This window comes from Sphingomonas sp. HMP9, assembly GCF_013374115.1.
Classification (GTDB): domain Bacteria; phylum Pseudomonadota; class Alphaproteobacteria; order Sphingomonadales; family Sphingomonadaceae; genus Sphingomonas.
Genome location: NZ_AP022673.1, coordinates 3,409,222 through 3,430,148 on the forward strand (window position 1 = coordinate 3,409,222; position 20,927 = coordinate 3,430,148).

The 20,927-nt window shown below is 67.6% G+C and carries 20 protein-coding genes; 9 read left to right on the forward strand and 11 right to left on the reverse strand.

The window, feature by feature from the left end:
* Nucleotides 1-4 precede the first annotated feature (4 nt).
* The gene (locus tag HMP09_RS15405; RefSeq protein WP_055881618.1) at nucleotides 5-670 is read left to right on the forward strand and encodes a response regulator transcription factor; all 666 of its coding nucleotides are present in this window, start codon (nucleotides 5-7) and stop codon (nucleotides 668-670) included.
* 10 nt (nucleotides 671-680) lie between these two features.
* Nucleotides 681-2,078, forward strand: a complete 1,398-nt coding sequence (locus HMP09_RS15410) for a sensor histidine kinase (protein ID WP_443026422.1) — start codon at nucleotides 681-683, stop codon at nucleotides 2,076-2,078.
* Nucleotides 2,079-2,176: 98 nt separating this feature from the next.
* On the opposite strand, the gene HMP09_RS15415 is transcribed toward HMP09_RS15410, so the two are convergent.
* Nucleotides 2,177-3,079, reverse strand: a complete 903-nt coding sequence (locus HMP09_RS15415) for a prephenate dehydratase (protein ID WP_176501090.1) — start codon at nucleotides 3,077-3,079, stop codon at nucleotides 2,177-2,179.
* Nucleotides 3,080-3,195: 116 nt separating this feature from the next.
* On the opposite strand from HMP09_RS15415, the gene HMP09_RS15420 reads away from it, so the two are divergent.
* Nucleotides 3,196-3,912: a c-type cytochrome gene (locus tag HMP09_RS15420; protein WP_132736475.1), complete on the forward strand. Its 717-nt coding sequence runs from the start codon at nucleotides 3,196-3,198 to the stop codon at nucleotides 3,910-3,912.
* Between the two features lie 123 nt (nucleotides 3,913-4,035).
* Here HMP09_RS15420 and HMP09_RS15425 read toward each other — a convergent pair whose 3' ends face one another.
* A complete protein-coding gene (locus HMP09_RS15425) occupies nucleotides 4,036-4,920 on the reverse strand; it encodes a TIGR00730 family Rossman fold protein (protein ID WP_176501091.1) in 885 nt (294 codons plus the stop codon).
* A gap of 122 nt (nucleotides 4,921-5,042) precedes the next feature.
* On the reverse strand, nucleotides 5,043-5,678 hold the full coding sequence (locus HMP09_RS15430) for an extensin family protein (protein WP_232090366.1): 636 nt from the start codon (nucleotides 5,676-5,678) through the stop codon (nucleotides 5,043-5,045).
* Nucleotides 5,679-5,928: 250 nt separating this feature from the next.
* Here HMP09_RS15430 and HMP09_RS15435 point away from each other — a divergent pair, with 250 nt between their 5' ends.
* The 5 genes from HMP09_RS15435 (at nucleotide 5,929) to HMP09_RS15455 (ending at nucleotide 11,815) form a co-directional block, all read left to right on the forward strand.
* Nucleotides 5,929-7,083 (forward strand): phosphoserine transaminase, encoded by a 1,155-nt coding sequence (locus HMP09_RS15435; protein WP_176501093.1) that lies wholly within the window; start codon nucleotides 5,929-5,931, stop codon nucleotides 7,081-7,083.
* A 206-nt stretch (nucleotides 7,084-7,289) separates the two neighbouring features.
* Nucleotides 7,290-8,867, forward strand: coding sequence for a phosphoglycerate dehydrogenase (gene serA, locus HMP09_RS15440; protein ID WP_176501094.1), 1,578 nt, complete (start codon nucleotides 7,290-7,292; stop codon nucleotides 8,865-8,867).
* A gap of 174 nt (nucleotides 8,868-9,041) precedes the next feature.
* Nucleotides 9,042-9,398 (forward strand): endonuclease domain-containing protein, encoded by a 357-nt coding sequence (locus HMP09_RS15445; RefSeq protein ID WP_332103225.1) that lies wholly within the window; start codon nucleotides 9,042-9,044, stop codon nucleotides 9,396-9,398.
* Complete coding sequence (locus tag HMP09_RS15450; protein WP_176501095.1) at nucleotides 9,395-10,495, forward strand: ATP phosphoribosyltransferase regulatory subunit; 1,101 nt, start codon at nucleotides 9,395-9,397, stop codon at nucleotides 10,493-10,495. The genes HMP09_RS15445 and HMP09_RS15450 overlap by 4 nt, the downstream gene beginning before the upstream one ends.
* Before the next feature lie 30 nt (nucleotides 10,496-10,525).
* Nucleotides 10,526-11,815, forward strand: a complete 1,290-nt coding sequence (locus HMP09_RS15455; protein ID WP_176501096.1) for an adenylosuccinate synthase — start codon at nucleotides 10,526-10,528, stop codon at nucleotides 11,813-11,815.
* 63 nt (nucleotides 11,816-11,878) lie between these two features.
* On the opposite strand, the gene HMP09_RS15460 is transcribed toward HMP09_RS15455, so the two are convergent.
* From HMP09_RS15460 to HMP09_RS15485, 6 genes are all read right to left on the reverse strand, one after another.
* The gene (locus HMP09_RS15460) at nucleotides 11,879-12,409 is read right to left on the reverse strand and encodes a hypothetical protein (protein WP_176501097.1); all 531 of its coding nucleotides are present in this window, start codon (nucleotides 12,407-12,409) and stop codon (nucleotides 11,879-11,881) included.
* Between the two features lie 56 nt (nucleotides 12,410-12,465).
* Nucleotides 12,466-13,533 (reverse strand): chorismate synthase, encoded by a 1,068-nt coding sequence (gene aroC, locus HMP09_RS15465; RefSeq protein ID WP_176501098.1) that lies wholly within the window; start codon nucleotides 13,531-13,533, stop codon nucleotides 12,466-12,468.
* Nucleotides 13,530-13,946, reverse strand: a complete 417-nt coding sequence (locus HMP09_RS15470; RefSeq protein WP_176501099.1) for an endonuclease domain-containing protein — start codon at nucleotides 13,944-13,946, stop codon at nucleotides 13,530-13,532. Before HMP09_RS15470 ends, aroC begins: the two co-directional genes overlap by 4 nt.
* A 77-nt stretch (nucleotides 13,947-14,023) precedes the next feature.
* Entirely contained in the window at nucleotides 14,024-14,827 is an 804-nt protein-coding gene (fabI, locus tag HMP09_RS15475; protein WP_107964572.1) for an enoyl-ACP reductase FabI, read from the reverse strand.
* Complete coding sequence (locus HMP09_RS15480; protein ID WP_443026423.1) at nucleotides 14,824-15,792, reverse strand: YihY/virulence factor BrkB family protein; 969 nt, start codon at nucleotides 15,790-15,792, stop codon at nucleotides 14,824-14,826. The genes fabI and HMP09_RS15480 overlap by 4 nt, the downstream gene beginning before the upstream one ends.
* A 7-nt stretch (nucleotides 15,793-15,799) precedes the next feature.
* Nucleotides 15,800-16,735, reverse strand: a complete 936-nt coding sequence (locus tag HMP09_RS15485; protein WP_176501101.1) for a DnaJ C-terminal domain-containing protein — start codon at nucleotides 16,733-16,735, stop codon at nucleotides 15,800-15,802.
* A gap of 94 nt (nucleotides 16,736-16,829) precedes the next feature.
* On the opposite strand from HMP09_RS15485, the gene HMP09_RS15490 reads away from it, so the two are divergent.
* Nucleotides 16,830-16,973, forward strand: coding sequence for a hypothetical protein (locus HMP09_RS15490; RefSeq protein WP_176501102.1), 144 nt, complete (start codon nucleotides 16,830-16,832; stop codon nucleotides 16,971-16,973).
* Between the two features lie 124 nt (nucleotides 16,974-17,097).
* Here HMP09_RS15490 and HMP09_RS15495 read toward each other — a convergent pair whose 3' ends face one another.
* Together HMP09_RS15495 and HMP09_RS15500 are read right to left on the reverse strand one after the other, a co-directional pair.
* A complete protein-coding gene (locus HMP09_RS15495; RefSeq protein WP_176501103.1) occupies nucleotides 17,098-17,991 on the reverse strand; it encodes a transglutaminase family protein in 894 nt (297 codons plus the stop codon).
* Between the two features lie 175 nt (nucleotides 17,992-18,166).
* Nucleotides 18,167-20,698, reverse strand: a complete 2,532-nt coding sequence (locus tag HMP09_RS15500) for a circularly permuted type 2 ATP-grasp protein (RefSeq protein ID WP_176501104.1) — start codon at nucleotides 20,696-20,698, stop codon at nucleotides 18,167-18,169.
* Nucleotides 20,699-20,927: the final 229 nt, after the last annotated feature.

Here is a 20,927-nt window from a genome sequence, read left to right on the forward strand (position 1 = left end):
TATCATGCGCGTTCTGATCGTCGAGGACGAGCCGAATCTCGGCCAGCAACTGAAGAACACCCTCGAAGGGGCTGGCTATGCGATCGATCTCGCGGTCGATGGCGAGGAGGGGCATTTCCTCGGCTCGACCGAGAATTACGACGCGGTCGTGCTCGATCTCGGCCTGCCCGAGATCGACGGGCTGACGGTGCTCGATCGCTGGCGGAAAGAGGGCAAGGTGATGCCCGTCCTCGTACTGACCGCGCGCGACAGCTGGTCGGACAAGGTCGCCGGGCTCGACGCGGGCGCGGACGATTACGTCGCCAAGCCGTTCCAGAGCGAGGAGTTGATCGCTCGCCTGCGCGCGCTGATCCGTCGGGCGAGCGGCAATGCCTCGTCCGAGCTGACCGCGGGAGACATCCGCCTCGACACGCGCAGCGGCAAGGTCACGCGCGCCGGCGAGCCGGTGAAGCTGACCGCACAGGAATATAAGCTGCTGAGCTATCTGCTCCATCACAAGGGCAAGGTCGTCAGCCGCACGGAGCTGATCGAGCATATCTACGACCAAGACTTCGACCGCGATTCGAACACGATCGAGGTTTTTGTGACGCGCATCCGCAAGAAGCTCGGCCAGGACGTGATCACGACGATCCGCGGCCTCGGCTACAGCCTCGAAGATCCGGACGCCTGATCGGCTCACGATGGATAGCGTCCCGGTCACAGACACGCCGATAGCGGACGGACCGATCCGCGTGCCCGCCGCGGTCAAGGGATCGCTGTCGCGGCGGATGATCCTGATCGCGGCCGTGTGGATCGCCGTGTTGCTCAGCGGCGGCGGTTTCGCGCTCGACCGCGTGTTGGGGCAGGCCGTGACCCGCAACTTTGATGATCAGCTCGAATACGTCTTGCGTTCTCTGCTGAATTCATCCGAGATCGGCCCCGAGGGCGAGGTGATCTTCACGCGCGAAGCCGTCGCCGACCAGCGTTTCCTCGAGCCCTATTCGGGACTTTATTATCAGGTGTCGGCCAAGGGCCAGGATGACCTGCTGTCGCGTTCGCTATGGGATCGCAAGCTGGCGTTCGGCGGGCCCCACGACGATCGAACCGCGCATTTCTACGACAGCATGCAGTTCCCCGACGAGAAGCTGCGGATCGTCGAGCGTGACGCGGTCATCCCGGGCTCCAAGGTGCACTGGCGGTTCCAGGTTGCGCAGAGCCGAGACGGGCTCGACGCGCAGATCACGACGCTGCGCCGCACGCTCGTCCGCAGCTTCGCGCTGCTTGCGCTCGGGCTGATCGTGATGGCCGCGCTCCAGACCTTCTACGGGCTGTGGCCGCTGCGCCGCGTGCGCGAGGAGATCGCCCGGATGCGCGCGGGCCAGTCGAACCGCGTGTCGAGCGCGATGCCGGTAGAGGTCGCGCCGATGGTCGAGGAACTCAACGCGCTGATCGAGCATAACGAACGCCAGGCTGAGGAGGCGCGGCGTCACGCCGGCAACCTCGCGCATGCGCTCAAGACGCCGCTGACGGTCATCATGAACGCTGCGACGGCGCAGTCGGACGACCTCGCCGATACGGTGATCCGCGAGGCGCGGACGATGCGGCGGCAGGTCGATCATCACCTCGCGCGCGCGCGCGCGGTAGGCCGGCGCGGGTCCGCGCACAGCCGCGCCGACGTGTGGCCGAGTCTCGAATCGGTCGAGCGCGCGGTCGGGCGGCTCTACCGCCACGTCCGGATCGACGTGACCGGGCCGCGCGGTCTCCAGGTCCATGTCGAGCGGCAGGATCTCGACGAGATGCTCGGCAATCTGATCGAGAACGCCGCGAAATACGGCGGTGGCAGCGTCTTCGTCACGGTCGGTGCGCAGTCGGGCTTCGTCGAGTTCCTCGTCGAAGATGACGGCGTCGGTATCCCGGAAGAGGAGCGCGTCCGCATCTTCGATCGCGGCGTGCGGCTGGATACGGGGAAGCCGGGGACCGGCCTGGGCCTCGCGATCGTGCGCGACGTGGCGGAGATCTACGAGGGAACGGTCGCGCTCGAGGAGAGCGAGGATCTCGGCGGGTTGCTGGTGCGGCTGAGACTTCCGGCCGCAAATTAGCGCACCGTCATCCTGACGAAAGTCAGGATCCAGAGCCGCGATCGATGCCTTTCGTTACTCTGGATCCTGACTTTCGTCAGGATGACGGACTGAGTTGGCTACCCCCGCGACCGCGCCTGCCGATACGTCCCCAGCACCCGCAGCCATTTCGAATGGAACCCCAGTTCCTCCAGCGCGTGATCGAGGTTGGCGTCGCCCGGCTTGCCGACCACGTCCGCGTAGAATTCGGTCGCCGAGAAACTCCCGTTGCGCTGGTAGCTTTCGAGCTTGGTGATGTTCACCCCATTGGTCGCGAACCCGCCCATCGCCTTGTACAGCGCGGCGGGGACGTTCCTCACCTCGAAGATGAGCGTCGTCATCCACGCGCCGCCAACCGGTTCCTGCGCCGCGGGCGGCTTGCCGCCCCGCGCCAGCACCACGAACCGCGTCGTGTTGTGATCCGCATCGGCGATGTCGGTCGCGAGCAGTTCCAGTCCGTACAACCCGGCCGCCGCGGGCGGCGCGAGCGCAGCGATCGCCGGATCGCCAAGCTCGGCGACGACCGCCGCCGCGCCCGCGGTGTCCGGATAGCTCACCGGCTCGATCCCGTGCGCCTTCAGCCAGTGGCGGCATTGGCCGAGCGCCTGCGGATGGCTCATCGCTTGGCGGATCCCGTCGCGGGGCCCGCATCCCATCAGCGCGTGGCGGATCGGCAGGAAATGCTCACCGGTGATGACCAGCCCCGATTCGGGCAGCAGGAAATGAATGTCGGCGACGCGGCCTTGCAGCGAATTCTCGATCGGGATGATCGCGCAGTCGGCGCGGCCGTCCTTCACCGCGTCGATCGCGTCGGAGAAATCGAAACAGGGCAGGGGGAGGCCGTCCGGGAACGCCTCGCCCGCCGCGACATGGCTGTTGGCGCCCGGCGCGCCCTGGAATGCGACGGCGCGCGCGGGATCGGCAGCGGCGGCCTGTGTCATCCGCGCGACGATGGGGCGGGCGGGTGCGGCGAAGTTTTCCATGCGCCGGGCGCGTACTGGCGCGCGCGCGCATGTTCAAGAGTGGGTGCAGCCGCGGGTTGCGGTGCGCGTCCGCCTTTTCTATGGCTATCCCAAACAGAACAGGGCGGATGCACAAGATGGACAATCGGACCAATACGATCGCCGGCTGGGTGCTCGCAGGCTGTGGCGCGGCACTCGGACTGTCGATCGTCGGTGGGATGATGTTCCACGGCGAACGCCCCGAGAAGATGGGCTATGCGATCGAGGGCGTCGTCGCCGAGGGCGGCGAGGGTGCCGCCGCCGAAGTGCCGATCGCCTCGCTGCTGCCGACTGCCGACGCCGCCAAGGGTGCCGAAGTGTTCAAGAAGTGCGCCGCCTGCCACACCATCAACCAGGGCGGCGCGAACGGCGTCGGTCCGAACCTGTACGGCACGGTCGGCGAGGAAATAGCCAAGGGCAAGGGCGGGTACGCCTTCTCGGCGGCGCTCGCCGGCGTCGGCGGCAAGTGGGATTTCGATAAGCTCAACGCTTGGCTGACCAGCCCGCGCAAGTTCGCCAACGGCACCAAGATGACGTTCGCCGGCCTCGGCAACGCACAGGACCGTGCGAACGTGATCCTGTATCTGAACCAGCAGGGTTCGAACCTGCCGCTTCCGGCGGCGCCCGCGGCTGGCGCTGCGCCGGCGGCGAAGGATGCGGCGGCAAAGGATCAGCCCGCGACTGCGAACGCTGCAGAAGCGGCTGCGACCGAGGGCGCGCCGACTGCGGACATCGCCAACACTGGCACGCCAGCTTCGGGTGCGCCGTCGGTCGATCCCGAAGCAGCCCGCAAGGGCGCCCGCTCGGAGAAGTAATGGTTTCCTGCTCCCTCTCCCCTGCGGGGAGAGGGCTGGGGTGAGGGGTAGCCCAGCAGCGCGTCACCTGGAACAGCCCCTCACCCCGACCCTCTCCCCGGAAGGAGGAGAGGGAGCAGAGCGTCAGGCTTGGGCAGCTTCGTCCGCGGCGCGCTCACGGTAGAAGGACTGCACTGCGTCCCAGGCTTCGTTCGCGGTTTCGACATAGCGGAAGATCCCGAGATCCTTCTCGCTGACGACGCCTTCCTCGACCAGTGCGTCGAAGTTCACGACTCGCTCCCAGAAGGCGCGGCCGAACAGCAGCACCGGGATCGGCTGGATCTTGCCCGTCTGGATTAGCGTGAGCAGCTCGAACAGCTCGTCGAACGTCCCGAACCCGCCCGGAAACGCCGCGAGTGCGCGCGCGTGCAACAGGAAGTGCATCTTACGCAGCGCGAAATAGTGGAACTGCACCGACAGCGACGGCGTGACATACGGGTTGGGCGCCTGCTCGTGCGGGAGGACGATGTTCAGGCCGATCGATTCGGCACCCACGTCGTCGGCGCCGCGGTTGGCCGCTTCCATGATCGACGGACCACCGCCCGAACACACCACGAACTGCCGCCAGCCACGCTCGTCGCGCGGCAGCACGCTGACCTTGGCGGCGAGCTCGCGCGCGACATCGTAATATTTCGACTTCTCGACCAGCCGCTCGGCGATCTTCTTAGACTTCTCGTCGGTCGCCAGCGACAACAATGCCTGCGCCTTCGATGGCTCGGGGATGCGTGCGGAGCCGTAGAACACGAACGTCGAGCCGATCTTCGCTTCGTCGAGGACGAGTTCGGTCTTCAGCAATTCGAGCTGGAAGCGCACCGGCCGCAGGTCTTCGCGCAACAGGAAATCCATGTCCTGGAAGGCGAGTCGGTAATGCGGGTGCTGCGTCTGGGGGGTGGAAACGGAGTCGCGGGCGGACTCGGCATCCTGGCTGGCGTTCGGAAAAACGCGCGTCGGTACTCGTGTATCAGTCATTCAGGCGCGATTAGAGGAAACGGGAGTGCAGGGCTAGACTGCCGTTTTCCTGCAAAAGCAGGAATCCAGGGTTTATGCACGATGCGGCTCGGACCCTGGGCGCCTGCTTTCGCAGGAGAACGTCAGCGACAGAAATTGGCGCGATCGTCCTCGAGATGCAGGTGGTTGCGGTGCGCGGCGTTGTAGTCGGGGCTGAGCACCGTGCCGAACCGCTTGCACGCCGAGGCGCGGATCGTCTGGAGGAATTGCCGCACCTGCGGATCGGACGAGTTCCAATCGTTGAGCACGGTGATTCGTCGCCCGTCCTTCAGCACGAACCCGCCGACGTCGATCGCGTTGGCGATCGCGTGGCCAGACCGCCGGCTCGCATTGCGCGCCGAGCCGACGACGTTGCGACACGCATAGCTGCCCATGCTGTCGATCCGTGCCAGTTCGCTGCCGAGCATCTGGTATGCCGCCGGCGCGACCGCGTTGCGCGTCCAGCCGATGAACGCCCGCGCCGCGCCGCAGCGCACCGCGGTGAGATTGGCGACGGGCACGCCGATGTCGACGAGCTTGACCGTGCCGTTCAGTCCGCAGCCGGGCCCGGTCTCGCGGTCGGGCAGCACCTGGAACGACACATGGAGTTCGCGCAGGTCGGCAAGGCACTGCGCGGTCTCGCGGTTGCTCGGAACCGACAGGTTCGGGCGCGTCTTCGTCGGGGCCGCGGGGCGATCGGCACGACCGCAGCCGGCGAGCGCCAACGCAAGGACGATCACGACCGCCCCGATCCTCAGGCCGGGTTCGTTCCGGCATCCAGGTGCGATCTTTTCCCCCACGCGGTCGCGATGCGGCACCGTGGACCCCGGAACAAGCCCCGGGTGACGGAGTGGTTTTGACGCGCGGCGGAGCGAGTCCCGTCGTGCCGCGCCGCGGTCGGCTCGGGTTGACACCCCCGCGGACGTCGTTAGGGCCGGCAACGGGCCACGCGGTCCCAACGCCGCGCGTGCTCTCTGTGAGGAGAGATACATGACTGATACGACCTACGCCCCCGCCACGGGTGCGCCTGCGCTGCCTGCCACCAAACCGGCACGCCCCTTTTTCTCCAGCGGTCCCTGCGCGAAGCCTCCGGGCTGGTCCGCGGACAAGCTCGCCACCGATTCGCTCGGTCGCTCGCATCGCTCGAAGATCGGCAAGACCCGCCTCCAGTACAGCATCGACCTGATGCGCGACCTTCTCAAGCTCCCCGACACGCACCGCATCGGCATCGTCCCCGGCTCCGACACCGGCGCGTACGAGATGGCGATGTGGACGATGCTCGGCGCGAAGCCGGTGACGGCGCTCGCCTGGGAAAGCTTCGGCGAGGGCTGGGTGACCGATGCGGTCAAGCAGCTCAAGATCGACCCGACCGTGGTGCGCGCCGACTACGGCCAGCTGCCCGATCTGGACTCGGTCGACTGGTCGAACGACGTGCTGTTCACTTGGAACGGGACGACCAGCGGCGTCCGCGTGCCGAACGCCGACTGGATTCCCGACGACCGCGAGGGCCTCTCGTTCGCCGATGCGACCTCGGGCGTGTTCGCCTACGACATCGATTGGACCAAGATCGATGTCGCGACCTTCTCGTGGCAGAAGGTGCTGGGCGGCGAGGGCGCGCACGGCGTGCTGATCCTCGGCCCCCGCGCGGTCGAGCGGTTGGAAACCTACACACCCGCCTGGCCGTTGCCGAAGGTGTTCCGCCTCGTCTCGAAGGGCAAGCTGACCGAGGGCGTGTTCAAGGGCGAGACGATCAACACCCCGTCGATGCTGGCCGTCGAGGACGCGATCTTCAGCCTCGAATGGGCGAAGTCGCTTGGTGAGGACGGTCTGATCGCACGCTCCGACGCGAATGCAGCGGCGTTGGACACAATCGTGGCGGAACGCGACTGGCTCGGCCATCTCGCCGCCGATCCGGCGACGCGGTCGCGCACCAGCGTCTGCCTTACGGTCGAGGGCGCCGACGAGGCGATGATCAAGGCCATGGCCGCCGCGCTCGAAAAGGCGGGCGCTGCGTATGACGTCGCCGGCTACCGCGACGCGCCCCCGGGCCTCCGCATCTGGTGCGGCGCGACCGTCGACACCGCCGATATCGTCGCGCTCGGCCCCTGGCTCGACTGGGCCTACGCGACCGCCAAGTCCGCTTAACCGCTACAGCGCGTTCGTTAGTCCGCCGACACCCACCCCCTCTCCGTCATCCCGGCGAACGCCGGGACCCATGGACACGGAGCATCCGCTTATGACACGGACCGCAACCATGGGCCCCGGCGTCCGCCGGGGTGACGGAATGGGGGTGAGGACAAGGTCTTAAACCAAGCGCACCCCCAATTCCCGAAATTCCCAGGAGCAATCCCATGCCAAAAGTCCTCATTTCCGACAAAATGGATCCCCGCGCGGCGCAGATCTTCCGCGAGCGCGGCGTCGAGGTCGACGAGATCACCGGCAAGACTCCGCAAGAGCTGATGGCGATGATCGGCGCGTATGACGGCCTCGCGATCCGCAGCTCGACCAAGGTCACCAAGGAAATCCTCGAGCACGCCACCAACCTGAAGGTCGTCGGCCGCGCCGGGATCGGCGTCGATAACGTCGACATCCCCGCCGCCTCGGCGAAGGGCGTGGTCGTCATGAACACCCCGTTCGGCAACTCGATCACCACCGCCGAGCACGCGATCGCGCTGATGTTCGCGCTCGCCCGTCAGCTGCCCGAGGCCGATGCCTCGACGCAGGCCGGCAAGTGGGAGAAGAACCGCTTCATGGGCGTCGAGCTGACGTCGAAGACATTGGGCCTGATCGGCGCGGGCAATATCGGCTCGATCGTCGCCGACCGTGCGCGCGGCCTCAAGATGAAGGTCGTCGCGTTCGATCCGTTCCTGACGCCCGAGCGCGCGGTCGAGATGGGCGTCGAGAAGGTCACGCTCGACGAGCTGCTCGCGCGCGCCGACTTCATCACGCTGCACACGCCGCTGACCGATCAGACGCGCAACATCCTCTCGGCCGAGGCGCTCGCCAAGACCAAGAAGGGCGTCCGCATCATCAACTGCGCACGCGGCGGCCTGATCGACGAGGTCGCGCTGAAGGCGGCGCTCGATTCGGGTCAGGTCGGCGGCGCCGCGCTCGACGTGTTCGTCGAGGAGCCGGCCAAGGCTTCGCCGTTGTTCGGCACGCCCAACTTCGTCAGCACGCCGCATCTCGGCGCGTCGACCAGCGAGGCGCAGGTCAACGTCGCGATCCAAGTCGCCGAGCAGATGGCCGATTTCCTGATGTCGGGCGGCGTCACCAACGCGCTCAACATGCCGTCGCTGTCGGCCGAGGAAGCGCCGCGCCTGAAGCCGTACATGACGCTTGCCGAAAAGCTCGGCTCGATGGTCGGCCAGCTCGCGCATGGCTCGATCGACCGGATCTCGGTGCATAGCGAGGGCGCGGTTGCCGAACTCAACCCCAAGCCGATCACCAGCGCGGTGCTGGCCGGCTTCCTGAAAACGCAGACCGCGACCGTCAACATGGTCAACGCGCCGCTGCTCGCGCGCGACCGCGGCGTCGAGGTGCGCGAAGTCCGCACCGAGCGCGAGGGCGATTACCACACGCTGCTGCGCGTCGCGGTCCGCACCGAGGACGGCGAGCGCTCGGTCGCCGGCACGCTGTTCGGCGATCAGGCGCCGCGTCTGGTCGAGCTGTTCGGCGTCAAGATCGAGGCCGATCTGGCGGGCCCGATGCTCTACGTCGTCAACGTCGACGCGCCGGGCTTCATCGGTCGCCTTGGCACGGCGCTCGGCGAGGCGGGCGTCAACATCGGCACCTTCCACCTCGGCCGTCGTTCGGCGGGCGGCGAGGCGGTGCTGCTGCTGTCGGTCGACGAGCCGGTGACGCCGGACCTGCTGACCAAGGTCCGCGCGCTCCCGGGCGTGAAGACCGCAATGGGCCTGAACTTCTAACCAGACTCCCTCTCCCCAAAGGGGAGAGGGAGCAGTGGCTGGCGCTGGCGCATGGTTGTGGTACGGATCTAGCCCTCTCCCCTCCGGGGAGAGGGTTGGGTGAGGGGCCGTTGGGACGGGTAGCGCTCGCGGCACCCCTCACCCCGGCCCTCTCCCCAAGGGGGAGAGGGAGCGGTGGCCAAGGTCGACGACGTTCTGCTGGATCGTGCGAAGCGGATGCGGCGTGAGCCTACGCTGGCCGAGGCGATGCTTTGGCGGCATCTTCGCGGGCGCCAGATTTCCGGCGTTAAATTCACTCGCCAGTTCGTCATCGGCCCCTACATCGCCGACTTCGCCGCGCGCGACGCGAAACTCGTCATCGAGGTTGACGGGGATACGCATAGTGACCAAGCGCGCGACGACAGCCGAACGGATTGGCTCGAACGACAGGGATATCGCGTGATACGGTTCAGCAATGCCGACATCATGTCCGGGATGGACGGGGTCTGGCTGGTCATTTCGGCAGCCCTTGGCAAGGAGTCGGCGCAGTGACCGCACTCCTCCCCGAGGGATTTAGAGACCGCCTGCCGCCGTTCGCCGATTCGGCGGCGGCACTGGAAGCCCGCGTGCTCGAGGCCGCGCGCCTGCACGGCTACGAGCGCGTCGACCCGCCGCTCGCCGAATTCGCCGATGGGCTCGAGATGCGGCTGAAGGCAGGCGGGCTGCACGACGCGGTCCGCTTCGTCGATCCGGTGTCGCAGCGCACGCTCGCGATCCGTCCCGACATCACCGCGCAGGTCGCGCGGATCGCCGCCACGCGGATGGGGCATCACCCGCGGCCGGTGCGGCTCAGCTATGCCGGCTCGGTCCTCAAACTGCGCGCGTCGCAGCTCGCGCCGGCGCGTGAGACGCGGCAGATCGGCTGCGAGCTGATCGGGCTCGATTCGGTCGCCGCCGCGCAGGAACTCGTCGCGGTCGCGGTCGACATGATCACCGCTGCCGACGTCACCGGCGCCTCGATCGACTTCACGCTTCCCGACCTCGTGCCAACGCTCGCCGCCGGCCCGCTCCCCGTCGCACCCGAGCACGTCGCGACGCTGCGCGATCGCCTCGATGCGAAGGATGCCGGCGCGGTTGCCGCGCTCGCGCCTGCCTACCTCCCGCTGATCGAGGCCGCCGGGCCGTTCGCGCAGGCGATGGAGCGCCTCCGCGCGTTCGACACGAGCGGCGCGCTCGCCTCCCGCCTCGATGCGCTCGCACGCATCGCGGACGCGATCGACGGTCGCGTCGCGCTGACGCTCGATCCGACCGAGCGGCACGGGTTCGAATATCAGAGTTGGCTTGGCTTCTCGCTGTTCGCCGATGGCAGCGCGCGGGAGGTTGGCCGCGGCGGCACCTACACGATCGTCCACGAGACGGGCGCGGAGGAGGCCGCGACCGGTTTCTCGCTGTTCGCCGATGCTTTGGTCGGGCGCACCGCGAGCGTCGATCGCCGCCGCCTGTTCCTGCCGTTCGGCACGCCGACCAGCGAAGGCGCAGCGATGCGCGCGCAGGGCTGGGTCACCGTCGCCGCGCTCGAGGCGGGCGATACCCCCGAAGCACAGGTCTGCACGCATCTTTGGGTGGCGGGCGGCCCCCGCGCGCTGTAGGCGCTGCGGGTAATCCTCAGGAGATAGAGTTTGGCCAACGTAGCAGTCATCGGCGCGCAATGGGGCGACGAAGGCAAGGGCAAGATCGTCGACTGGCTCGCCGAGCGGGCCGATATGGTCGTGCGGTTCCAGGGCGGCCACAATGCCGGCCACACGCTCGTCGTGGGCGAGAACGTGTACAAGCTGTCGCTGCTGCCCTCGGGCATCGTGCGCGGCACGCCGTCGTTCATCGGTAACGGCGTGGTGCTCGATCCCTGGGCGCTGAAGGACGAGATCGCCCGGCTCGGCGCGCAGGGCGTCGTCGCGACGCCGGAGACGCTGCGGATCGCCGATACCTGCGCGCTGATCCTGCCGTTCCACCGCGACCTCGACGGCCTGCGCGAGGATGCGAGCGGCGCCGGCAAGATCGGCACGACGCGTCGCGGCATCGGCCCAGCATACGAGGACAAGGTCGGCCGCCGCGCGATCCGCGTCTGCGACCTCGCGCATCTCGACGACCTCGGCCCGCAGCTCGATCGCCTGACCGCGCATCACGACGCACTCCGCGCAGGCTTCGGCGAGCCGCCGATCGACCGCGCGCAGCTGATCGCCGAGCTGCGCGAGATTGCCGGCTTCGTGCTGCCATTCGCCAAGCCCGTCTGGCGCGACCTCAACGCGGCGCGCGCAGCTGGCAAGCGCATCCTGTTCGAGGGCGCGCAGGGCGTGCTGCTCGACGTCGACCACGGCACCTATCCGTTCGTCACCTCGTCGAACACGATCGCCGGTGCCGCAGCCGGTGGTTCGGGCCTCGGGCCATCGGCGGTCGGCTTCGTGCTCGGCATCGCCAAGGCCTATACAACGCGGGTCGGCTCGGGACCGTTCCCGACCGAGCTGGAGAACGAGACCGGCGAGCGCCTCGGCGTACGCGGCCACGAGTTCGGCACCGTTACCGGGCGGAAGCGCCGCTGCGGCTGGTTCGACGCGGTGCTGGTGCGCCAGGCGGCGGCGGTCGGTGGCATCACCGGCATCGCGCTGACCAAGATCGACGTGCTCGACGGGTTCGAGACGGTGTCGATCTGCACCGGCTATACGCTGCGCGGCGAGACGCTCGATTATTTCCCGGCACATGCCGCCGATCAGGCGCTCGTGGAGCCGATCTACGAGACGATGGAAGGCTGGCAGGAGACGACCGCCGGTGCGCGCAGCTGGGCCGATCTGCCGGCGCAGGCGATCAAATATATCCGCCGCATCGAAGAACTGATCCGCTGCCCGGTAACGCTGGTGTCGACCAGCCCGCAGCGTGCCGACACGATCCTCGTCCGCGACCCGTTCTCGGACTGAGATAGACACGAAAAAGCCGGGCGATCGCTCGCCCGGCTTTTTCTCTATCCGCTTGCAGCAGGATCAGCGCGGCGGCGTCGTGCCCGTCGTGCCACCCGTGGTCGAACCCATCGTGCCACCGGTCGTCGTTCCGCCCATGGTGCCCGTTCCGCCCATAGTGCCCGTGCCACCCATGGTGCCAGTACCGCCCATGGTGCCAGTACCGCCCATCGTGCCCGTGCTGCCGGTCGTACCGCCCATCGTGTCGGCGCCCATCGTGCTGCCGGTCGTGCCGGACATCGTGCTGCCCGTCGTGCCGGTGTCGCCCGTCGTGCCGCTCATGCTACCCGACGTCGTACCCTTCGTACGGCTACGGGCCTTGGTGCCGCGCTGCGTGCGAGTCGTCGTGGTCGAACGCGTGCTGGTCGAGGGCTTGGCCTGATCCATCGTGCCTGTCGACATACCACCGGTCGTGCTGCCTGCGGTCGAACCGCCCATGGTGCCGCCACTCGTCGTGCCGCCGCCCATCGTGCCACCGGTACCGCCGGTCGTCTGTGCCATTGCCACGCCCGGAATGATCAGGGCTGCTGCTGCGATTGAAGTCAGAATACGCATTTCGCTCTCCTATGTTATTGAAGAGCAAGCGCTTCAGTTCTTCTAAGGTTCCGCTGTCAGCCGCACTGGCCCCGATGCAGCAACGCCTGGTCGGCCAGCACGAGTGCCACCATCGCCTCGACCACGGGGACTCCGCGGATGCCGACGCAGGGATCGTGACGCCCCTTGGTGGCGATCGTCGCCGCTTCGCCGGTCGGGCTGATCGTCTCGACCGGGGTGAGGATCGAGCTGGTAGGCTTGAACGCGACCCGCAGACGGATCGGCTGGCCGGTGGCGATCCCGCCCGCGATTCCGCCGGCATGATTGGCAAGGAATTCGGGGCCATTCTCGCCCGGACGCATCGGATCGGCATTGGCCTCACCCGACAGCGCGGCGGCGGCGAACCCGTCGCCGATCTCGATCCCCTTGACCGCGTTGATGCTCATGCACGCCGACGCGAGTTCGGAATCGAGCTTGGCATAGAGCGGCGCGCCCCAGCCTGCCGGCACGCCCGTCGCCTCGCACGCGATCACTGCGCCGAGCGACGACCCCGACTTCCTCGCGGCGTCGACCAGCGTTTCCCAGCGCAACGCCGCCGCGGCATCGGGGCAGAAGAACGGGTTCTGGTCGATCTGCGCGTCGTCGAAGTTCGCCGGATCGATCGCATCGCCGCCGATCGCCTCGACCCAGGCGCGCACGCGGACCTGCGGCACGACGAGCCGCGCGACCGCGCCGGCGGCAACGCGCGCCGCGGTCTCGCGCGCCGACGACCGGCCGCCGCCGCGATAATCCCGAAACCCGTATTTGGCGTCATAGGCATAGTCGGCGTGACCGGGGCGATAGGCCTTGGCGACGTCGGAATAATCCTTTGAGCGCTGGTCGACATTCTCGATCATCAGGCTGATCGGGGTGCCGGTGGTACGCCCGTCGAACACGCCGGAGAGAATGCGGACGGTATCTGGCTCGCGCCGCTGCGTGGTGAACCGCGATGTGCCGGGGCGGCGCTTGTCGAGCCACGGCTGGATATCGGCCTCGGTCAGCGCGATCCCCGGCGGGCACCCGTCGACCACTGCGCCCAGCGCCGGCCCATGCGACTCGCCCCAAGTGGTAAACCGGAACATCCGCCCAAACGTGTTGACGCTCAAAACCCTCTCCCCTTGGGGGAGAGGGAGGGGCCCGCCGCAACGCGGTGGGAGGGTGAGGGGGCGTTGGCGCAGGCGACGATCGCCGCAGCAACACCATCGATATTCGTCATCACGTCATCATTCCCAAACCGGCATACCCGATAACCTTCGGCCTCTAATACCGCGGTTCGGCGTTTGTCATAGGCCTGCGCGTCATGTGTCGCGTGGGTATCGCCGTCGATTTCGACGACGAGGGCGATCTCAGCGCAGAGGAAATCGACGATATACGGGCCGAGCCAGACTTGGCGGCGAAATTTGAGCCCGACCAACTGGCGATTCCGGAGGATCTGCCAGACGCGATGTTCGGGCTCGGTGGGCGCGTTGCGCGCATCGCGTAGACGGTCTCGCGCCGCGATGCCGGGTGGCCGTTTCATCCCCTCACCCTCCCATGCTTTGCATGGGCCCCTCCCTCTCCCCTGAAGGGAGAGGGGAAGGTCGATGCGGCTTTTGCTTATGCCAACGCGATGTCGGGGGCGTCTTCGGCCTTCATACCGATCACGTTGTAGCCGGCGTCGACATGATGCGTCTCGCCCGTCACGCCGCTCGCGAGATCGCTCAGCAGGTACAGCCCGGCACCGCCGACATCGTCGATCGTCACGTTGCGCTTGAGCGGCGAGTTCAGCTCGTTCCACTTCAGGATGAGGCGGAAATCGCCGATGCCGCTGGCAGCCAGCGTCTTGATCGGGCCGGCCGAGATCGCGTTGACGCGGATGTTGTCGCGACCCAGATCGACCGCGAGATACTGCACGCTCGTCTCGAGCGCGGCCTTCGCCACCCCCATCACGTTGTAATGCGGGATCACCTTCTCGGCGCCGTAATAGCTGAGCGTCAGCATCGCGCCGCCCTCGGTCATCATCTTGGCCGCGCGCTGCGCCACCGCGACGAACGAATAGACGCTGATGTTCATCGTCATCAGGAAATTGTCGAGGCTGGTATCGACGAACCGCCCGCGCAACTCGTTCTTGTCCGAAAAGCCGATCGCGTGGACGACGAAGTCGATCGTCGGCCATTCCTCCGCCAGCTTGTCGAAAGTCGCATCGAGCGCGCCCATGTCCGACACGTCGCAATCGAACAGCCGCGCCACGCCCAACTGCTCCGCAAGCGGGCGAACGCGCTTCTCCATCGTCTCGCCCTGATAGCTGAACGCGAGCTCCGCGCCCGCTTCGGACAGCTTCTTGGCGATCCCCCAGGCCAGCGACTTGTCGTTCGCCAGACCCATGATCAACCCACGCTTGCCCGCCATCAAACCGTTCACGCCGTCTCCGCCTCTGCCTGCATATCTGTAGCAGGATGCTCTAGCGTTGTTTCGGGTGGTTCCGCCAGTGCCGCGTTCAGATGCGCGCCGAATACCAGGCCGAGCCCAATGACATAGAAAAATAACAGCATGATGACGACGCCGGCGAGACTGCCATAGGTCAAGTCATACCCGCCGAGCCGCGACAGGATCACCGGCAGCAATGCGGTCGCGCTGACCCACCAGGCGGTGGTGAACATCGCGCCCGGCCATTTCCGGCACTTCGAATAACGATAGCGCGACGGCGTCACCGAATAGAACAGGAGGTACAGAGCGCCGAACATCAGCAGGCCCGGGATCAGCCGCGACAGCCCGACCCAGCCCGCGGCGTCCTGCGCGAAGGGGAGGAGGCGGTAGATGAACTGCTCGGCCGCAGTCAGGATGCCCTGAACCAGGAACGAGAGCAGCGCGATGATCACCGACAGGATGATGACGGCGGACGAGCCGAGCCGCGATTTCCAGAACGGTGCGGTCGCCTTGATCCCGTACGCGCGGTGGAAGATGTCACGGATCGTCTCGACGAAGCTGCCGACCGTCCATAACCCGACGAGCGCGCCGAGCCACAGCAGCGACCCGGTCCGCGCGGCAAGCACGTCGGCGATCGGCTTGCGCAACAGGTCCCCGACATTGGGCGGCAACACGTTCAGGAAGGATTCGACCGCGCGCACCGTCTCGACGCTCTGCCCGAAGATCGACAGGATGGCCGCTGCGACGATGAAGAACGGAAACACCGTCATCAGCGCGAGATAGGCGAGGTTGCCGGCGTGGATGAACCCGTCGTTGAACACGCCGATCGCCGCGCGCTTGAAGACTTCGAATGCGCGGCTGCCCGGCCTGACCTTCGCCATGCCGCGGTTGAGACGGGTGCGCGTGCCACCATGGTGGTGGTGGGCGCGCGCTTCGGGCGTAAGGGGACTATCGTTCACAACGCGTTCAGACGCCCATGGCCCCCCGCGGGTTCCCCGCCTCGCGCCCATCCCAGCTCTCGACGAACGCGGTCAGCGCGGCATCGCTCGACGGAATGTCGATCATCAGCGTCACCAACTGATCGCCCCGCGTGCCGCCCTTCTTGTGGAAACCCTTGCCCTTGAGGCGCAGCGTCTTGCCCGAGGTAGTCCCCTTGGGGATCGTCAGCATCACCGGCTTGTCGACCGTCGGCGCCTTGATCGAACCACCCAGCACCGCCTCGGCCAGCGTGATCGGCAGCTCCAGCCGGACGTCGTCGCCATCGCGCGTGAAGAATTTGTGCGGCTGGACCTCGATCGTCAGGATCGCATCGCCCGTGCCGCCGGGGCCTTGCTCGCCCTTGCCGGCAAGCTTCATCTGCGTGCCTGTCTCGACACCAGCGGGAAGCTTCAGATCGAGCGTCTTGCCGTCCGACAGCGTGACGCGCTGCGGCTCCAGCGCCGCGGCTTCGACGAACGGCACCTGCAGGCGATAGGCGACGTTCTCGCCCTTGGGCTGCGGCCGCCGGCCAAAGCCGCCGGAGAAGCCGCCGCCACCGCCCCGCTGCGCGCCGCCGAACAGCCCTTCGAAGATATCGCTCATGTCGGCCCCGCCGGCGCCGGTCTCATAGCCTTCGCTGCGGAAGCCGCCGGGCTGGGGTCGTCCGCCGCCGCCGCCACCGAACCCGAACGGCGACGCGGGGTTGCCGTCGCCGTCGATCTCGCCGCGGTCGAACCGGGCGCGCTTGTCCTTGTCGTTGAGCAGGTCGTACGCGTTGGTGACCGTGCTGAACCTTTCCGACGCCTTCGGATTGTCCTTGTTGCGATCGGGATGAAGCTCTTTCGCAAGCTTGCGATACGCCTTCTTGATGTCGGCTTCGGTCGCGTCGCGCGCTACACCCAGAGTCTTGTACGGATCGGCCACTTACGTCCCCATTCTAACTTGCGCATCTATGTGGGGCGATGGCGTCCGCAACGCAATTGCGCGCGGGGTGTTTGATGCGTCGAGAGGAGCGACGATGACCAAGCAACCGATGCAGGGCGTGCCGAGGAGGGACGACGGCGCCAAGGAGAAGGACGGCGTCAACGACGCGCCGGCCAAGGAGCAGGGGGGCGAGAGCGGCGGCGGCGCGTATCCGAACCCGCACGAAGACAAGAAGTAACGTCCTTTTAGGACCCGGCCTTAATACCTCGTTCTCCCGCGAAGGCGGGAGGCCAGGGTAATGAGGGGCGACGATCGTGACTCCTGGGCTCCCGCCTTCGCGGGAGAACAGGGAAGCTAAAATGTCAGGCGAGCGCCGCCTCGTCCAACGGCGCGACATCGACGCTGACGTCCATGTTCTGCGCCCCCGATCCGAGCACGACCCCGTCGACCGGTGCGATCTCCGCATAGTCGCGCCCGATCGCCATAACGATATGGTCGCTCGCCATCCAGATCCCGTTGGTCGGATCGACGCCGACCCAGCCGCGCACCGGCCCGCACCACAGCAACACCCACGCATGCGTCGCATCCGCCCCGACGAGGCGCGGCTGACCCTCGGGCGGGATCGTCCGGATATAGCCCGACGCATAGGCCGCAGGCAGCCCTGCCGCGCGCAGGCCGGTGATCATGATCTGCGCGAAATCCTGGCACACGCCTTTGCGTTGCAGGAACGCCTCGTGCGGCGGGGTGTCGACGAGCGTCGCGTCCGCATCGAACTCGAATTCCTGCTGGATGCGCCGCGCGAGCGCGATCCCCGCCTCCAGCGCGCCGCGCGACGGATCGAGATCGATCGCGCAATAGTCCGCGATCGCCTGGTCGAGCGGGATCAGCGGCGACGGGTAGATATAATTCGCGGGACTCGCCGCGGACAGATCGGTGCTCGCCCGCGCCATCGCCGCGATCTCGCCCAATGTCGGGTCGCTCGCGTCGGGGATGGGTACGAGCCGGTCGACCGTCATCCGCGACCGGCTCTCGATCGTCAGATGCCGGACCGGGCTGTCGACCACCAGCCGCGTGACATTGGCGAGCCCCGCCTCCGCGCGCGCGGCGCTGGTCCGCCCCGCCGGGTGGACCGAAAGCGCATAGGTATCGAGGTGCTGCCCCGGCCAGTCGATCGGCTTCAACCGAAGATTGCACCGCGCGAACTTGACGCTCGCGCCGTAATCGAACGTCGTGACGTGGCGAATATCGTAGATCATGACCGTAACCCGCTGCCCATCGGTGATAGGGCTGCCTCCTTCTTGCTCCCTCTCCCCTGCGGGGAGAGGGCTGGGGTGAGGGGCTGTTCCGGGCGGAGCATGGCTTGGCTGCCCCTCACCCCGACCCTCTCCCCGGAGGGGAGAGGGAGCAGTACACCGCAGCTCACGCCGCCCGTCATGCCAAGGTCAGCCCACTGGTCCGCAACGGCTCGGCACCCTGCAGGAAATAGCGCCGCGCCAGCGCGTCCGACACCGCGCCCAGCCGGCGCTCGATATCGCCCAGCGTCTCGGCATCCAGCGCCGCCGCCGTCGCGGTCGCCACGATCGCCTGCAGCCCGGTCGCCTGCGCCTGTTGCGGTTCCGCCATCTCGTCGTCGCTCAGCACCGGCAGTTCCGCCAGCCGCGCGGCGATCCGCTCCGCCGAGAACGCCAGCGATCGCGGATTGCCCGGATCGAGCGCGACCAGATCGATCACCGGCACGCGCGCGATCCCGGTCGGATAACGCTGGCGATAGCTGATCTGGCTGTCGGCGAGGTCGAGCAGCACCGACAGGTCGTCGGGCGAGGCCCCCGGCATCCCGAACAACCGGATCGCGCGCGCCATCGCCATCGCGCGCTCGACCCGCCGCCCGAGATCGTGGAACCGCCACGCCGCGGTCCGCCCCATATGCTCCGCCGATAGCCCCGCGATCGCCGCATAGCGCCGTTGCAGCGACCCCGCGCGCTCGAGCATCCCGCGATGCGTAGGGAAGGGCGCTTCGAGCAGCCGCACCATGTCCGCCGACAACCGATCGCGCGAGCCTTCGCCGATCTCGCGCGCGTGCCGGTTGAGCGTCAGGATCGACTGCCACGCCTCGTCCTCCATCGCGGTGCGGGCGAGTGCGGTCAGGTCGGCGCGGCGCAAGCTCGGCGGATGCGGCGCGCTGCCGGCGCCGACGATCAGCCCGACCAGCTTGCCGACCGTCGTCTGGGACAACCCCGCGCCGCCATCCGCGTCGATCGAATTGCCCAGCATGACCCGAATCGCGCCGAGCAGCGCCTCGCCGCGTTCCAGATAGCGGCCCAGCCAGTAGAAATTGTCCGCCACCCGGCTCGGCAACGTCCCCGGATTGCGGCGCACCTGGAGCGAATCCGCAGCGGTCAGCAGCGAGACCGGGGCGACCGGCTCTGCGCCATAGACGCAGACATCGGCGGACCAGATGCCTTCGCCCATCACCGCCGCGCGCGCATCCGGGTGCTCGCCGATCCGCGCGAACCCGCCGGGCAACACGGTCCATTCGCCGTCGCCGCCGCGTGCCGCAAACACGCGCAGCGTGAAGGGGCGGGGCACGAGTTCGTCGCCGACGACGACCGGCATCGTCGAGAGCTGGACCAGTTCCTGCCCGACATAATCCTGTGGCCTGTTCGCCATGTCGGCCAGGAGCGCCGCGCGCGCGTCACCGGTGATATCGGCGCCCACGGTCGGACCGCCGGTCATGCCGAGCGGGCGGGCATGGAAGGCCGGACCGATCAGCAGGCGGTCGAAATTCGCCTCCACGCTGCCCTTCGCCGCGGTCTGCCCGCACCACCAGGTCGCGATGTTGGGCAGCAACAGATCCTCGCCGAGCAGCGACTTGGCGAGATTGGGCAGGAATGCCGAGAAGGCGGGCGCCTCCAGTACCGCCGAGCCCGGCGCGTTCGACAGCACAACGTTGCCCGCGGCATAGGCGTCGATCAGGCCGGGCACGCCGATCTGCGAATGCGTATCGAACGCCAGCGGGTCGAGCAGCCGCGGATCGAGCCGCCGCCACAACGCATCGATCCGCTTGAGCCCGCCGATCGTGCGGACATAGACCTTGTCCTCGAGCGCGGCGAGATCTGCGCCCTCGACCAGCAGCAGCCCCAGATACCGCGCGAGATGCGCCTGTTCGGGATAGCTCGGGTTGAAGCGGCCGGGCGTCAGCAGCCCGATCCGCGGGTCGGTCCGCTTGCACATCGCCGCGATTCCCGCGCGGAACGCGGCGAAGAACGGCGCGTGCCGCTGGACGTTGAGCCGATCCTGCAACCCACCGAGCGTACGGCCGACCGCGATGCGGTTCTCGAGCGCATAGCCGGCACCCGCGGGCGCGCGCAGGTGATCGGCGAGCACGCGCCATTCGCCGGTCGGTCCTCGGCCCAGATCGATCGCGATGAAATCGAGATGGCGGCCGCCCGGTGGGGCGAGCCCGACCATCGGCCGCAGGAAGAACGGGCTGCCGGTGACGAGCGCGGCGGGGATATGGCCGTCCGCGACCAGCTTTCCCTCGCCGTACAGATCGGCGATCACCGTCTCCATCACCGTCGCGCGCTGGATCACGCCGCGCGCGATGCCCGCCCATTCGCTGGCCTCGATCAGCAGCGGGACGGGCGAGACGGGCCAGGGGCGCTCATCGGGTTCGTCGGCGATGCGAAAGCCCGTGCCGATGTCGACCGCATGCCGCTGGACGCGTTCGCGGATATGGCCGAGATCGTCCGAGGCGACCATCGCCAGCTCGGCGAACATCGCCGGCCACGCCGGATCGACGCTGCCATCGGCAGCCGGGCACAGCACGTCGGCGCTGGTGCTGCGCGCGCAATAGTCGGCGATCCAACGGCCGGCGTGGACCGTCGCGTCGAATGTCGGGTCGGGCGCCGTGTCGAATGCCGTGTCGGGCGCCGTAGCCAGCGGGGGCGCGGATTGCGTCGCCATGTCCAATGCCTCAAGCCCCTGAATACAGCCGGCGGTGTTTCACCTTTCGACACGGCGGTGCAACATAAATTGTCATGTGGGCGCCGCCGCCTTGTCCCCTCGCAGCAGTGGAGAATGGCGAAACACCGCTCCGAAACAGGCCACCACCCCGGCGAAGGCCGGGGCCCAATTGGGCAACGATGCTAATGAAGGATGGCGCTCCGTTACGACCACCTTTCCAATTGGACCC